Below are 13,286 nucleotides of genomic sequence, written 5' to 3'. Positions count from 1 at the left end.
GCGTAGCGATACGTTCAGCTGACTGTCACTAATCGGTCGAGGGTTTAACCAAAAGGTCGAGTAGGTAGAGGTAGGAAACGGAAGATGTAAGGTAGCCTGCAATAGCAGGAATTAGATTTCGGATGAATTGAGATAAATGTTCTGTGTGTGGTTTTCAGGGTGTGATATTTGTGTTATAATGAGCCTCGACAGCAATTGCTGTCGTTGCATTTTATTCCTTGTTAGCTCAGTCGGTAGAGCACGCGGCTGTTAACCGCGGTGTCGTTGGTTCGAGTCCAACACGAGGAGCTCTATTTAATAAGGCGACATAGCCAAGTGGTAAGGCGTGGGTCTGCAAAACCCTGATCCCGGGTCCGAATCCCGGTGTCGCCTCTGTAAAAAGCAAGAGAAACCATTGATTTATATGGGTTTCTCTTATTTTTTTGTTCTAAAAGCAATCTTTCGTTTAGATGGAATAATCATTCCACTTTGCTTTGTAATTTAAAAACACATTCAAGAAACAAAAAATAAAGCGAAATGTTCAATTTAGCAGGTGTTTGTAAGGAAGTTTTGTGCGGTCTTGACAGCTGGATTCATGAGTGATAGCTTATAACCAACAAGACAAGCAGAGTAAGTCAAAGAGCGTTAAGTGTCCGGAGGACGGAGAGTTGCCACCGGGACGAAAAGATCCTGAGGAGGGTCTTGCGGTTTTTTGACTGCATCCCACTGCTACATATCTGGTACGATAAGTGCCTCCTGTGTAGTAAAGGAAAAACTGCACAAGGAGGAATTTTTTATGAACAAAATAAAAGATGTCAGAGTTCTCACCACCTCAGCAATGATGCTGGCGCTCGCCACGGTTCTTGGGTTTTTCAAGGTACCCATTACCCAGATGATTGAGCTTCGCTTCGCTTTTTTGCCGGTTGCCTGCACAGGTATGCTTTTTGGCCCGGTGATTGGCGGTATCGTAGGCGCACTCTCAGATATTCTGGGTTACCTGGCAAAGCCGACAGGGCCCTTCTTCCCTGGCTTTACAATCAGTATGGCGGTCACCGGCATTATTTATGGAAGCATACTTCACGGCAAGGAGATGAGCCTTAAGAGACTGGTTGCAGCCCATCTTATGCAGACGGTGATTGTAAGTCTCATTCTGAATCCGCTGTGGCTCTCCATGCTTTACGGTAAAGCCCTTGTCGCAGTGATGACGGCGCGCCTCCTGAAGATCACGGTCATGTTCCCGATTGAGGTCGCAATGCTCTGGTTTATACTTGGGCCGGCAAAGCGCATTACTGCAAATATTTTTGCGCTTCCTCAGCGAAGAGCCTGAGCGGAGCTTGTGTTTTTCTTTTCAATCATTAGCTTCAGCTATGGAATCGAGGGTGTCCCAAAAGTCATGTAAGACCATGACTTGAGGGACATCCTCTTTTTTCTGAAAAAGCAGATAGCACTGACGCGGTTTGCTGTTTTCTGCTGTCGCTTTGTTGCGTTTCTATTACATGACAGAGCTACAATGATACAAAATATCTGTAAAAACGCATAAAAAACTTGCTGTATTTATATTGGCATTGTATAATAATTCCAGTTTTGGAGCGCAGATCAGATGGCGAACCCGGTGAAATCGCGGCTGCGATGTGCTGGGTTCTTTTCTTTATGGAGGTGGATATGGAGTTAAGGGAGTATGCGGAGCTTCAGAAGGATGAACTGCTGGAGACCCTTCAGACGCTGATTCAAATTCCGAGCGTGCGAGGAGAGACAGAGGCAGATGCGCCCTACGGCCGCAAGGTGAGAGAGTGCCTTGATGCCGCATTGGAGACGGCGGAGAGGCTGGGATTTAAGAGCTGTAATATGGACAATCAGGTCGGTTACTGCGAGTACGGAGAGGGCGAAGAGATGGTTGCGGTGCTTGCGCATCTCGATGTCGTGCCGGAGGGAGATGGGTGGACAGTCGAGCCCTACGGCGGCATCATTGCCGATGGAAGAATCTATGGACGCGGTTCCATGGACGATAAGGGACCCTGCACCGCCGCGCTCTATGGCCTGAAGGCAGTGCGCGAGTATATTGAAAGAGAGGGGAAGGCGCCGTTGAAGCGCCGCATACGCCTGATTTTTGGTACCAATGAGGAGACTGGCTCTGCTGATATGAGTTACTACAGGGCGCACGGAGGGGAGCTGCCGGTCTGCGGTTTTACTCCGGATGCGGAGTACCCGGTGATCAATGGTGAGAAGGGAATCATTAACGAGGACTATGTCCTTTCGTATGAACAGAGCGGTCCGGTGCAGCTTCTGTCTCTTAGGAGCGGCGGTGCGCCGAATATCGTTCCGGCTCAGACAGTGGCGGAGCTGAGCTGCCCGGCAGAGACAGCGGAGCAGATCTGTAAAATGCAGGCGGAGAAGATTCGCACAGAGCGCACAGAGCGAGGCGTTCGCATCACGGCGGAGGGGCTGAGTGCACACGGAGCGTTTCCGCAGGACGGCGAGAATGCCATCGGACGGCTGATGATATTTCTGACAAAGCTTCCGCTCAGCACAGAAAAGCTCGCGGAGGGAATCCGTTTTGTCGCGGAGAAGCTCGGGATGGAGACGGACGGAACCGCGCTGGGTATTGCCATGACGGATGAGCCGTCCGGCGCGCTGACTTTAAATCTCGGCGTCGCGGAGGGAGATGCACATGCGCTCACGCTTCGCCTGAATTATCGCTATCCGGTGACAAAGTGCTATGAGGACTGTGAGCCGAAGCTTCGCGAGGCGTTTGAGACGGTGGGCTTCACGATGAAGAATCAGCTTCATAAGGCAAGCCTCTATGTCGCGGCAGATCAGGAGCCGGTGAAGACATTGCTCTCTGTTTATACGGAGATGACAGGCCTTCCGGGTGAGGCGAAGAGCATAGGCGGCGGGACCTATGCGAAGTGCATTCCGAATACAGTGGCCTTTGGCCCCATCTTTCCGGGGGATGTGGTCCGGGAGCACAAGCCGGATGAGTACATGGAGATCGAACGGCTTGTGCAGAATACGCAGATCTACGCGGAGGCAATGTATCGGCTTGCAAAATAAAGCGATACAGACAATTGAACAGAGACTGACTCCGGTTTCACACGCACATGGGAATGGGACGGCGTATATTTACTCAGGCTGTCTGTGGATACCGGAGCAGGAAAAAGGAGGGAGAGAGTCATGAAAATTACAGCAATACGACTCGGGGCCATCTCAGTGCCGCTGCGGGTACCGTTTAAGACGGCGCTTCGCACAGTGAAGAGCGTGGAGGATATCATACTCGAGGTACATACCGACACAGGGGCGGTAGGCTACGGCGAGGCCCCACCGACGGGAGCTGTGACCGGGCACACGACCGGAGCCATCATCGGGGCGCTGAAGGAGCATATCATTCCCAACCTGCTCGGCAGGGATGTGGATGATTTTGAGGATGTAATGCAGCTCATCCAGAGCTGTGTGGTCGGAAACAGCAGTGCGAAGGCCGCGGCAGATATGGCGCTCTGGGATCTGTACGGCCAGCTGTATAGAGTTCCTGTCTATAAGCTGCTGGGCGGTGCGCGAAACCGCATTGTGACGGATATCACCATCAGCGTGAATGCGCCGGAGGAGATGGCGAGAGACGCTGTTCATGCGATCGAACGAGGCTATGACTGCCTGAAGATCAAGGTCGGTGCGAACCCGACGCTGGATGTGGAGCGTCTGCGGGCAGTGCGTCAGGCAGTGGGCGATGAGATATGTCTTCGAATCGATGCGAATCAGGCGTGGCAGCCGAAGCAGGCGGTGCGCATCCTGAATCAGATGCAGGAGCAGGGGCTGAAGCTTGAATTCGTGGAGCAGCCGGTCAAGGCCTACGATCTGGAAGGGCTGAAATATGTGACGGATCACAGCTATGTGCCTGTACTTGCGGATGAGAGTGTGTTCTCGCCACGCGACGCGATGAAGGTGCTGGAGCAGCGGGCCGCAGACCTCATCAATATCAAGCTCATGAAGTGCGGAGGCATCTACAATGCGCTGAAGATTGCCTCAGCGGCAGAGATATATGGTGTAGAATGCATGATCGGCTGCATGCTGGAGGCCAAGATTTCCGTGAACGCGGCGGTGGAGCTTGCCTGCGCAAAGCAGATTTTCACCCGTATTGATCTGGATGGTCCTGTGCTCTGCAGCGAGGATCCGATCCTTGGAGGCGCGCTGTTTGAGGAAAAGCAGATCACGGTCTCTGATGAGGCCGGAATGGGTATCCGCGGTGTGGAAGGACTGCGCTATCTGGACTGAGTGTCTGGGAAGAGCTAAGGACTGGCTTGTGATTAAACAAAAGAAAAAGAGAATAGAAGCAGGGGGTCGACTATGATTACGAACGGATTCACCTACATTGCGTTTCTTATTTTTCTGGCTGGAGCGCTGTTGTTTCTTGAGAAGAAGACAAAGGCAAAAATCTTCAATCTGGTGCCGCCGCTTGTCTGGATCTATGTGCTCAACATGGTTTTCTGCACCATGGGGCTCTACAATTCCGAGGCGTGCTCCACAGCATATTCTGCGCTGAAGAATAACATCCTCTATGCCATGATCTTTGTCATGCTGCTGCGCTGCGATTTCAAGAAGCTCTCGAAGCTCGGCGGCCGCATGGTGGCGATCTTCTTCGGCTGCTCGGTGACGCTGGCCGTGGGCTTTCTTGTCGGTTATCCGATTTTCAAGGGGATGCTGGGAAGTGATACCTGGGGCGCCGTTGCAGCGCTCTATGCCTCCTGGGTTGGCGGCTCCGCAAATATGGCGGCCATGCAGGCGGCGCTTCCGGTTGATGCAGGTGCCTACAGCTGTGCGCTGGCGCTGGATACCGTGTGCTACTCCGTGTGGATTGCTCTGCTGCTGCTCGCTGTGAAGTACGCAGGCCGCTGGAACAGCGCCGTAAAGGCAGATACCTCCATGCTTCAGGCAATCGCAGAGAGTGCAAATGCAGAGGTCGCGAAGGAGAAGAAGACCGCGACAAGTGCAGACTGGATATTCCTCATTGGGCTCTCCCTCATAGTGTCCGCGATCTCCCAGATGGTAGGAAAAAACTGCAATGCTGCGCTCACCGCAGTGGGGCTTGGAATGTTTGATAAGGGAACTCTTACCACGGTTTTTGTCAGTATTCTGGGACTGATCTGTGCGGGCACTCCGCTGGGCAAGCTTCCGGCAGTTGAGGAGCTCTCCAATGTATACCTCTATACAGTTGTTTCGCTGCTTGCTTCCACCGCTTCCGTGGTGGATCTCCTCTCAGCACCGATGTGGGTGGTATACGGCCTCTTCATCCTGGCCATTCATGTGATTCTCATGTATCTGCTCTCAAAAGTTTTTCACTGGGATCTCTGCATGGTCTCCACGGCATCGCTCGCCAATATCGGCGGTTCCGCTTCAGCGCCGATTGTGGCCTCTGCCTATGACGCCTCTTACGCCGGAATCGGCGTACTGATGGGAGTGCTCGGCGCAGCAGTCGGAAACTTCCTGGGGCTTGGCATGGGTGCACTGCTGCAACTCTTCCTGTGAGTTCCGTGATCAGGACGAGGGTAATGCTGGCACAAGCCGGGCTTTAACCGGAGCATTGCCTGCACCGGGAAGAGAATCGTTGATGCCGCACGAAACTGGATAGCTGTGACATCGAGCCAGCAGACGAGATGACAGCTTCGGGCTGCCCGCATTGCGGGCAGTCCTTTGCAGTTCGGAGCGAATTTAGATAAGAAGAGGTGTCACGAGATGAGCAAAAATATATTTCGGTATATGTATATACCGCTTCCGAGTGCGGTGGAGCGGCTGAAGGAGAGAGGAAATCTTGCAGAGGCAGAGGTCTGTCTCAGGCATCTCATGGAATCAGCGGAGCGCTCCCCGGAGGAAAAGCAGCGGTTTTATGCAGAGCAGGAGATACTGCGCCGTCTGCCGGGGGAATATCCGTATACGCGGGGGGAAGCGCTGAAGCTGATGCGGCGCTATATCCCGGATTTCGCTGAAGAGCGCTTCGATGCCTTGGTCGCAGAGGGGCGAATACTCTGGAGATATCTGGAGGGGGAGCCGCATTATTTCGGCCGCTTTTTTGACTCCCTCTGCAAGACGGATCCTTACTTTGCCGGAGAGGCAGCCAAGCAGGGACACCTGATCCCGGGCAGTGACTGGTCGCTATTACAGAAAAGCGCGGAGAAAATGCGGTGCAGTGGGGAATTCTCTGTGCGTCTTCGTGTGCGCGCCGGACTGCGCCTGAATGACAGCCTGTATCGGGGAGGAGCCGTGCTTCGGGCCTCACTCCCGCTGGTGCGCGTCACAGCGGAGCAGAGCGACATTCAGCTTGAGACCCTGAGTGCAGGTGGACAGGCCGGAGCAGCAGATGCGGAGCAGAGAGTTGTCTTCTGGGAGGAGAGCTTACAGGAGAACCATGACTTCACGCTGCAATACAGTCTCCTGCATACAGAACAGTATCAGGATATATATGGAATTGCTGAGACTATGCAGGCGGGAAGCGGGGATATCTATAGGAGCGGGCAGGAGAGAGCAGAGGAAGTAGGGCCTGAAACTGTGGAGGAGACAGCGCACCCGCTTCCATTCCCGGAAAGTGCATACATCCGTACGCTTGCTGGGCGGCTCACAGAAGGCGTGACAGAGCCGCTGTGCAAGGCAAAGCGCTTCTATGATTTTATTACGGAGCAGGTGCGCTACAGCTTCATGCCCTCCTACTTCTGCCTGGACAGAATGGCGGAGCGCTGTGCCTCAGACCGCGTCGGCGACTGTGGCATTCAGGCACTGCTCTTCCTCTCACTCTGTGAGGCGGCGGGCATCCCCGCACACTGGGAGAGTGGTCTTAAGACAGAACCGGGCTTCATCGGTGCGCACGACTGGACGCGCTTCTACACGGAGCAATATGGGTGGCGTGCGGTAGATCTCTCATATGGCGGAGCGGCATGGCGCCGCGGAGATGAGGCGATGCATCGCTTTTACTTTGGAAATATAGATCCGTGGCGTGTGGCGGCAAATGTACGCTTCATGGGAGAGACTGGTTTTCCGGAGCCGGAATTCCGCGCCGATCCCTATGACAATCAACTGGGAGAGCTGGAACTTGACGGACGTGGCCTGCGCTATGGGGAGTTCACACACTTCTATAGTCAGGAATGCTTTGAAGGATAATGCTTCATCGCCATAGACTGAGGACTCACAGACGGGAGGCGGATCATGTACATGGAGGAGTTACAAAGGCTATTCAGGCAGACATAGTTTATTCATATTCTGTTCAAAGAACATTTACGCAGGCAACATGAAAAGAACACGATTCTTCAGTATATTGTAATCACAGCAAGCGAATAACGCAGCTGCCAATACTTTTTTTCATATACTTTGGCCGGATACCTCAGGGTGTCCGGCCTCCTCCCATTTCAGGCAGGAAAAGTCCGCAGACGGCCTCCCAATGCCTTCTGTCTCTTACTCATGAGAATATTTACTCGTGAGCGCAAATGAGCCATAGCCCGTGCTGTTTTCAGCGCGTCCGCTATGGCCCATTTCTATATTTGCAGTGCAGAGCTGCTAATAGATTATTCTCTGCCGCTCCAGCAGTAGGTGCAGAGCTGGTCTGTCGGGAGGCCGACTGCCGCGAGCATATCGTCCAGGCGATTGTAGCGGAGGCTGGTGAAGCCCAGCTGCCTGCAGAGCCGCTCCAGCATGTGGTGGTAGCGCTCGGAGTCTGGATTGGCGTAGTCGTAGAGCAGCTCCCGGGAGACCTGCTCCCCCTCCACTTCCTTGATGGTGCGGCGGGTGATGAGCTCCATCTCCGAGGAGGAGCGCGAAAAGCTGATATACTTGCAGCCGAAGATCAGCGGGGGACATGCGGGACGCACATGCACCTCCTTCGCGCCGCTGTGATACAGAAATTCTGTCGTCTCGCGCAGCTGTGTGCCCCGGACAATCGAGTCATCAATAAGAAGCAGACGCTGTCCCTCGATGAGCTCGTGTACTGGAATGAGCTTCATCTTTGCGATGAGCGCGCGCTTGTTCTGCATGGTCGGCATGAAGGAGCGCGGCCAGGTCGGGGTATACTTGATAAAGGGGCGGGAGAAGGGCACTCCGGATTCGTTGGCATAGCCCACGGCATGCGCGGTTCCGGAGTCGGGAACGCCCGCGACACTGTCGATATCGGCAGAGCTCATCTGATCCCGGCGGGCCAGAAGCTGCCCGCAGCGGACACGCATAGCCTCGACGGAGATGCCCTCATAGCTGGATGAGGGATAGCCGTAGTAGACCCAGAGGAAGGTGCAGATGCGCATCTTTTTTCCCGGCGCGGAGAGCGTGGTCACGCCGTCCGGAGTCATGACTGCGACTTCCCCGGGGCCCAGCTCGCGAAAGTGTTCATAGCCGAGATTCAGATAAGCAAAGGACTCAAACGAGGCACAGAAGCCCTCTTCTTTTTTTCCGATGACGAGAGGTGTTCTGCCGAGTCTGTCGCGGGACAGATAGATACCCTGCGGAGTGAGCAGCATGAGGGTCAGGGAGCCGTCGATGATCTCCTGTGCGTAGCGTATGCCCTCAATGAGGTTATCTTTTTCGTTGATGAGTGCGGCGACGAGTTCAGTGGCGTTGATATTTCCGCCGCTCATTTCGAGAAACTGGGTTCCGCCGCGCCGCAGGATGTGCTCCGACAGAGTATTGCTGTTATTGATGCGTCCCACTGTGGTGAGGGCGTAGGTGCCGTGATGGGAACGGACGATGAGAGGCTGAGGATCATAATCGGAGATACATCCGATTCCCATATACCCCTGCATTTTTTTGACGTCGTTTTCAAATTTGGTGCGAAAGGGGCTGTTCTCTATATTGTGGATGGCGCGGTCAAAGCCGTCCTTTCCATATACTGCCATGCCGGCGCGTCTTGTGCCGAGGTGGGAGTGATAGTCTGTTCCGAAGAACAGATCAAATACACAGTCTTCCTTCAGTGCCGATGCAAATATTCCACCCATGAATTCGCCTTTCGAGCTGATGCCTCTCTGTGATAGTAGAACGGTGACTGATTTGATGACGCCTAAAGCATAAAGGATTCCGGAAGAGAAAGCAACAGTGCCGGAGAGAGTGCTTTTATTTTTTTCTGCCTGCCTGCGAAAAGTACTCCCCTATTTCTGCATCATCCGCTAGAATAGCTGTGAGGCAAGGTGCGTCCGGTGAGAGCTGAGAGCACAGAAGAGAGAAAAACAACTGCATGTGCAGAGGAGGTTTTGTTTGGAGATCAATAAAAAAATAGCAGAGGAGCTCGGTGTCGGGCTCACGCAGGTAAATGCCGCAGTGCGTCTGATCGATGAGGGCTGTACGATTCCCTTTATCGCGCGATACAGAAAGGAAGCGACGGGCGCACTGAACGATGAGCAGCTGCGTGTGCTGGCGCAGCGTCTCTCTGCACTTAAAAATCTGGAGGAGAGGCGGGAGAAGGTACTGCTTTCCATCGAGGAGCAGGGAAAGCTCACGGAGAAGCTGAGAGAGGCAATACTCGCGGCAGAGACCGCAGTTGCGCTTGACGACATTTACCGCCCCTATCGCCCAAAGCGGAGCACGAGAGCTACGGCAGCGGCAGAGCGCGGGCTCACGGGACTTGCGGATATCATATGGGCGCAGCGGACAGAGCGGAGTCTTGAGGAGGAGGCGCACGCCTATATCTCTGCGGAGAAGGGTGTGAACAGCACAGAGGAGGCGATTGCGGGGGCCTGTGATATTCTGGCGGAGCGCTTCGCCGATGCGCAGGCGGTGCGGAGCTATGTGCGCAGGGTGACGGAGCAGCGGGGAGAACTCTGCTCGGAGGGGAAAAAGCCGGAGGAGAGCTCCGTCTACGAGATGTATTATCATTTTCAGGAGCCGCTTGCGAGAGCTTCGGGTTACCGCGTGCTTGCGATGAACCGCGGGGAGAAGGAGAAGCTGCTGCGGGTGAAAATTGAGGCCCCGGAGGAGGAGATTCTGAACTTTCTGAAGAGTCGTCTGATCAGAGGAAGTCACTCTGCGACTCGGGATATCCTGGCGCGCACGGTGGAGGACTGCTATGCGCGTCTCGTTGCGCCCTCGGTGGAGCGGGAGCTTCGAAATGGAATTACGGAGCGGGCGGAGGACGGCGCCATTCAGGTCTTTCGGAAGAATCTGCACCAGCTGCTCATGCAGCCGCCGATTGAGGGAGAGGTGGTGCTCGGCTGGGACCCGGCCTTCCGCACGGGCTGTAAGCTTGCGGTGGTGGATGCCACGGGAAAGGTGCTGGATACGGCACTGATCTTTCCAACTGCGCCGACGAACGAGAGAAAGCAGAGGGAAGCGGCGGAAAAGCTGAAGGAGTTGTTTCGAAAGTACAGAGTCACACTGATCTCTGTCGGAAATGGTACGGCCTCGCGGGAATCGGAGCAGTTCCTTGCGGGAGTTCTGAAGGAATTTGCGGGGGAGCCGGACGGACGGAAGATTCCCTATGTGATTACAAATGAGGCGGGAGCCTCGGTCTATTCGGCGAGCGCACTGGCCACGGAGGAATTTCCGGAGTTTGATGTGGGGCAGCGGAGCGCGGCTTCTATCGCCCGAAGGGTGCAGGACCCGCTCGCAGAGCTGGTGAAGATAGACCCGCAGTCTATCGGTGTGGGACAGTATCAGCATGATATGGATCAGAAAAAACTGGGAGAGGCGCTCGGCGCAGTTGTGGAGGACTGTGTCAATACAGTCGGTGTGGATCTGAACACAGCCTCTGCGCCGCTCCTTCAGTATGTGTCCGGGATCACGAGGACGACGGCGAAAAATATTGTGCGCTACAGAGAGGAGCATGGGCGCTTTACAGGCAGAGCGCAGCTTCTGAAGGTCGCAAAGCTGGGGCCTAAGGCCTATGAGCAGTGTGCGGGCTTTCTTAGAATCAGCGGAGGGGAAGAGGCTCTGGATGGCACGGGCGTACATCCGGAGAGCTATCAAATTGCGGAGCTGCTGCTCTCGCGGCTCGGAATCTCAAAGGAGGAGCTGGCCCAAGGGCCACTCACAGCGTCGGTGCCGGAGAGTCTGGTTTTGGAGTGCGCCGCGGCCTGCGGCGTGGGAAGACTCACGGTCGAGGCAGTGCTGAAGGAGCTGAAGAGCGCGGGGCGGGATCCGAGAGACGAGATGCCAAAGCCGATATTGAAGAGCGATGTGCTCTCGATGGAGGACCTGCGGCCGGGGATGGTGCTCAGGGGAACCGTGCGGAATGTGATAGATTTTGGCGCCTTTGTGGACATCGGCGTGCATCAGGATGGGCTGGTTCACATCTCCCGGCTCTCGAAAAAACGCTTTGTGAAGCATCCGCTTGAGGTGGTGAGCGTGGGAGATATCGTAGATGTAAAGGTTGTGGAGTTGGATATTTCAAAAAAGCGCATCGGGCTCTCAATGATACTGGAATGAGGAGGCGGGAATGGAGAAGCAGACACTGGCGGAGCGCACAGCGGAGCGGCTGACTGCGATGATACGTGCCCGGAACTATGGACCGGGGGACCGGCTGCCCACGGAGCAGGAGCTGATGGAGCAGCTCACAGTGGGGAGGAATACGCTGCGGGAGGCACTGCGCTTTCTGGTCTCACGCAATATGGTCGTGATACGGCAGGGAGCGGGAACTTTTGTCTCGGAAAAGCAGGGGGTTGCCGACGATCCGCTGGGCTTTGGCATGGTAGGAGATCAGCGGAAGCTAACACGGGATCTGCTTGCTGCGCGGGTTATTCTGGAACCGCAGATTGCGGCGCTGGCCGCACAGAATGCAGAGGAGGAAGACATACAGCGTCTGGAGGAAGTGCTTCTTCAGCTGGAGACACGTATGAGGCGCCGGGAGTGGTATGCAGAGCTGGATTCCGCTTTTCATACGGCAGTAGCGGAGTGCACGCACAATCAGGTGATGGCGCGGCTCATACCCGTGATTGCGGACGGCGTGCGTTCCTTTGCGGAGAGCGTGGAGCAAGCGGAGTATGAGGAGACCCTGCGCTCTCACCGCAGGATATTTGAGGCTATCCGGACGCATCGTGCAGTGGAGGCACAGGCAGAAATGCAGTATCATCTGCTCTTTAACCAGAAGCGCTATGGTGGGCTGTGAGTCTGTGCGGACTGTTATAAAAATCACGCAAAAAATTGGGCAATTTATACATAATTTAAGCCGGGATTCCGTCATTCTGAGAGATGCTTTTTGCTGTATCCTTCAGCTATAATAAAAAAGTGTATACACACAGATTGACATGAAGGGCGGAGGACATTATGAAAAAGACACTGGCACTGGCAGCAGCTTCTATCATGGCTATGGCACTGGCGGCGTGCGGCGGCTCCGGAACACAGAGCACAACTGCAGCAGAGACGGCGGCGACTGAGGCAGGCGCAGCGGGCTCTGAGGTAGCGGCTCCGGGTGAGAGCGGATTTTCAGGGAGCTTCCTGATGGGTACCGGCTCTGCGACGGGCAATTATTATCAGTTTGGTAATGCCATGTGTACGGTGATCAATCGCGTGACCGGCGCGAATATCACGGTCAATGCAACGGGAGGTTCCACAGAGAATGCACGTCTTCTGGGCTCAGGCGACAATGAGTTTGCGATGATTCAGTCGGATGTATATAGCTATGCACATCAGGGAATAGAGCTCTTTGACGGGAGTCCGATCACCAATTTCAAGGCGATCACAGCCTGCTATCCGGAGATGGTGCAGATCGTCACGAGAAAGGACAGCGGAATCAAGACTGTATCGGACATGGCGGGAAAGAATATCTGCGTCGGCGCGGTCGGCTCCGGTTATGAGGTGGCGGCGCGGCAGATACTGGGCGCTTACGGTATGAGCTATGACGATATCAACGAGACCTTTGCGGATCAGTCCACTGCAAAGAACGGCATTCAGGATGGTACCTTCGATGCGATGTTCATGTGCTCCGGCTACCCGAACTCCAATGTGACGGAGCTCTCGCTGAACGGAAAAATTGACCTCGTAAGTATTGATGATGAGCATATGGAGACGCTCCTGAAGGAATACCCCTACTACTCCTCCTTCACGACAAAGACAGATGAGTACAATCTGGGACATGAGGTCACCTCTGTGGCAGTGAAGTGCATGCTGGTCTGTGCGGACAGCTTCTCCGAGGAGGAGGTCTATACGCTGACAAAGGCGGTCTATGAGCATCTCGCTGAGATTCAGGAGATCAACGCGAAGGCAAATTATATGAGTCTTGAGGATGCGATGAGCGGTATTCCCAGCGATCTGCATCCGGGCGCTGCGAAGTACTATGCAGAGCAGGGTATTGAGATTCCGGAGCATCTGAAGTAAGCTTTCGGACTTCTGAGTCAGGGAGAGCGAAGGCTCTCCCTTTT

General features: G+C 54.6%; 9 protein-coding genes, 2 tRNA genes and 1 riboswitch. Of the genes, 10 read left to right on the top strand and 1 reads right to left on the bottom strand.

Translation table 11 applies throughout. The features are described 5' to 3' along the window. Positions 1-215: 215 nt before the first annotated feature. The 7 genes from J2S20_RS07790 to J2S20_RS07760 all read left to right on the top strand — a co-directional run bounded on the left by J2S20_RS07790 (position 216) and on the right by J2S20_RS07760 (position 7,116). Positions 216-288: transfer RNA gene (locus J2S20_RS07790), tRNA-Asn, on the top strand. Between the two features lie 13 nt (positions 289-301). Beyond that, positions 302-372 (top strand) — tRNA-Cys (locus tag J2S20_RS07785). A 231-nt stretch (positions 373-603) separates the two neighbouring features. After that, a riboswitch (THF riboswitch) is annotated at positions 604-710 on the top strand. Positions 711-775: 65 nt separating this feature from the next. Further along, positions 776-1,306, top strand: a complete 531-nt coding sequence (locus tag J2S20_RS07780) for a folate family ECF transporter S component (RefSeq protein WP_307254774.1) — start codon at positions 776-778, stop codon at positions 1,304-1,306. 335 nt (positions 1,307-1,641) lie between these two features. Continuing rightward, positions 1,642-3,030: a dipeptidase PepV gene (gene pepV / locus J2S20_RS07775; RefSeq protein WP_307254772.1), complete on the top strand. Its 1,389-nt coding sequence runs from the start codon at positions 1,642-1,644 to the stop codon at positions 3,028-3,030. Positions 3,031-3,150: 120 nt separating this feature from the next. Further along, the gene (locus J2S20_RS07770; RefSeq protein ID WP_106612145.1) at positions 3,151-4,242 is read left to right on the top strand and encodes a dipeptide epimerase; all 1,092 of its coding nucleotides are present in this window, start codon (positions 3,151-3,153) and stop codon (positions 4,240-4,242) included. A gap of 72 nt (positions 4,243-4,314) precedes the next feature. Further along, entirely contained in the window at positions 4,315-5,493 is a 1,179-nt protein-coding gene (locus J2S20_RS07765) for a DUF819 family protein (RefSeq protein WP_307254769.1), read from the top strand. A 207-nt stretch (positions 5,494-5,700) separates the two neighbouring features. Continuing rightward, complete coding sequence (locus J2S20_RS07760; protein ID WP_307254767.1) at positions 5,701-7,116, top strand: transglutaminase-like domain-containing protein; 1,416 nt, start codon at positions 5,701-5,703, stop codon at positions 7,114-7,116. Positions 7,117-7,517: 401 nt separating this feature from the next. Here the strand turns inward: J2S20_RS07760 and J2S20_RS07755 are convergent, their stop codons facing one another. Continuing rightward, positions 7,518-8,933 (bottom strand): amidophosphoribosyltransferase, encoded by a 1,416-nt coding sequence (locus J2S20_RS07755; protein WP_307254766.1) that lies wholly within the window; start codon positions 8,931-8,933, stop codon positions 7,518-7,520. Positions 8,934-9,189: 256 nt separating this feature from the next. Here J2S20_RS07755 and J2S20_RS07750 point away from each other — a divergent pair, with 256 nt between their 5' ends. The 3 genes from J2S20_RS07750 to J2S20_RS07740 all read left to right on the top strand — a co-directional run bounded on the left by J2S20_RS07750 (position 9,190) and on the right by J2S20_RS07740 (position 13,242). After that, on the top strand, positions 9,190-11,355 hold the full coding sequence (locus J2S20_RS07750) for a Tex family protein (RefSeq protein ID WP_307254764.1): 2,166 nt from the start codon (positions 9,190-9,192) through the stop codon (positions 11,353-11,355). Positions 11,356-11,365: 10 nt separating this feature from the next. Beyond that, positions 11,366-12,034: a FadR/GntR family transcriptional regulator gene (locus J2S20_RS07745; protein ID WP_307254762.1), complete on the top strand. Its 669-nt coding sequence runs from the start codon at positions 11,366-11,368 to the stop codon at positions 12,032-12,034. 158 nt (positions 12,035-12,192) lie between these two features. After that, positions 12,193-13,242, top strand: coding sequence for a TAXI family TRAP transporter solute-binding subunit (locus J2S20_RS07740; protein ID WP_307254759.1), 1,050 nt, complete (start codon positions 12,193-12,195; stop codon positions 13,240-13,242). The last annotated feature ends 44 nt before the right edge of the window (positions 13,243-13,286 follow it).

The sequence above is a fragment of the Moryella indoligenes genome (assembly GCF_030812885.1).
GTDB lineage: Bacteria > Bacillota > Clostridia > Lachnospirales > Lachnospiraceae > Moryella > Moryella indoligenes.
Note: the sequence above shows the minus strand (reverse complement) of the source record. Positions and strands in the feature narration are given on the sequence as shown.

Bases quoted from the DNA above. Each gene is read 5' to 3' on its own strand.
- J2S20_RS07780 (WP_307254774.1), top strand. From the start codon at position 776: ATGAACAAAATAAAAGATGTCAGAGTTCTCACCACCTCAGCAATGATG.
- pepV (WP_307254772.1), top strand. From the start codon at position 1,642: ATGGAGTTAAGGGAGTATGCGGAGCTTCAGAAGGATGAACTGCTGGAG.
- J2S20_RS07770 (WP_106612145.1), top strand. From the start codon at position 3,151: ATGAAAATTACAGCAATACGACTCGGGGCCATCTCAGTGCCGCTGCGG.
- J2S20_RS07765 (WP_307254769.1), top strand. From the start codon at position 4,315: ATGATTACGAACGGATTCACCTACATTGCGTTTCTTATTTTTCTGGCT.
- J2S20_RS07760 (WP_307254767.1), top strand. From the start codon at position 5,701: ATGAGCAAAAATATATTTCGGTATATGTATATACCGCTTCCGAGTGCG.
- J2S20_RS07755 (WP_307254766.1), bottom strand. From the start codon at position 8,933: ATGGGTGGAATATTTGCATCGGCACTGAAGGAAGACTGTGTATTTGAT.
- J2S20_RS07745 (WP_307254762.1), top strand. From the start codon at position 11,366: ATGGAGAAGCAGACACTGGCGGAGCGCACAGCGGAGCGGCTGACTGCG.
- J2S20_RS07740 (WP_307254759.1), top strand. From the start codon at position 12,193: ATGAAAAAGACACTGGCACTGGCAGCAGCTTCTATCATGGCTATGGCA.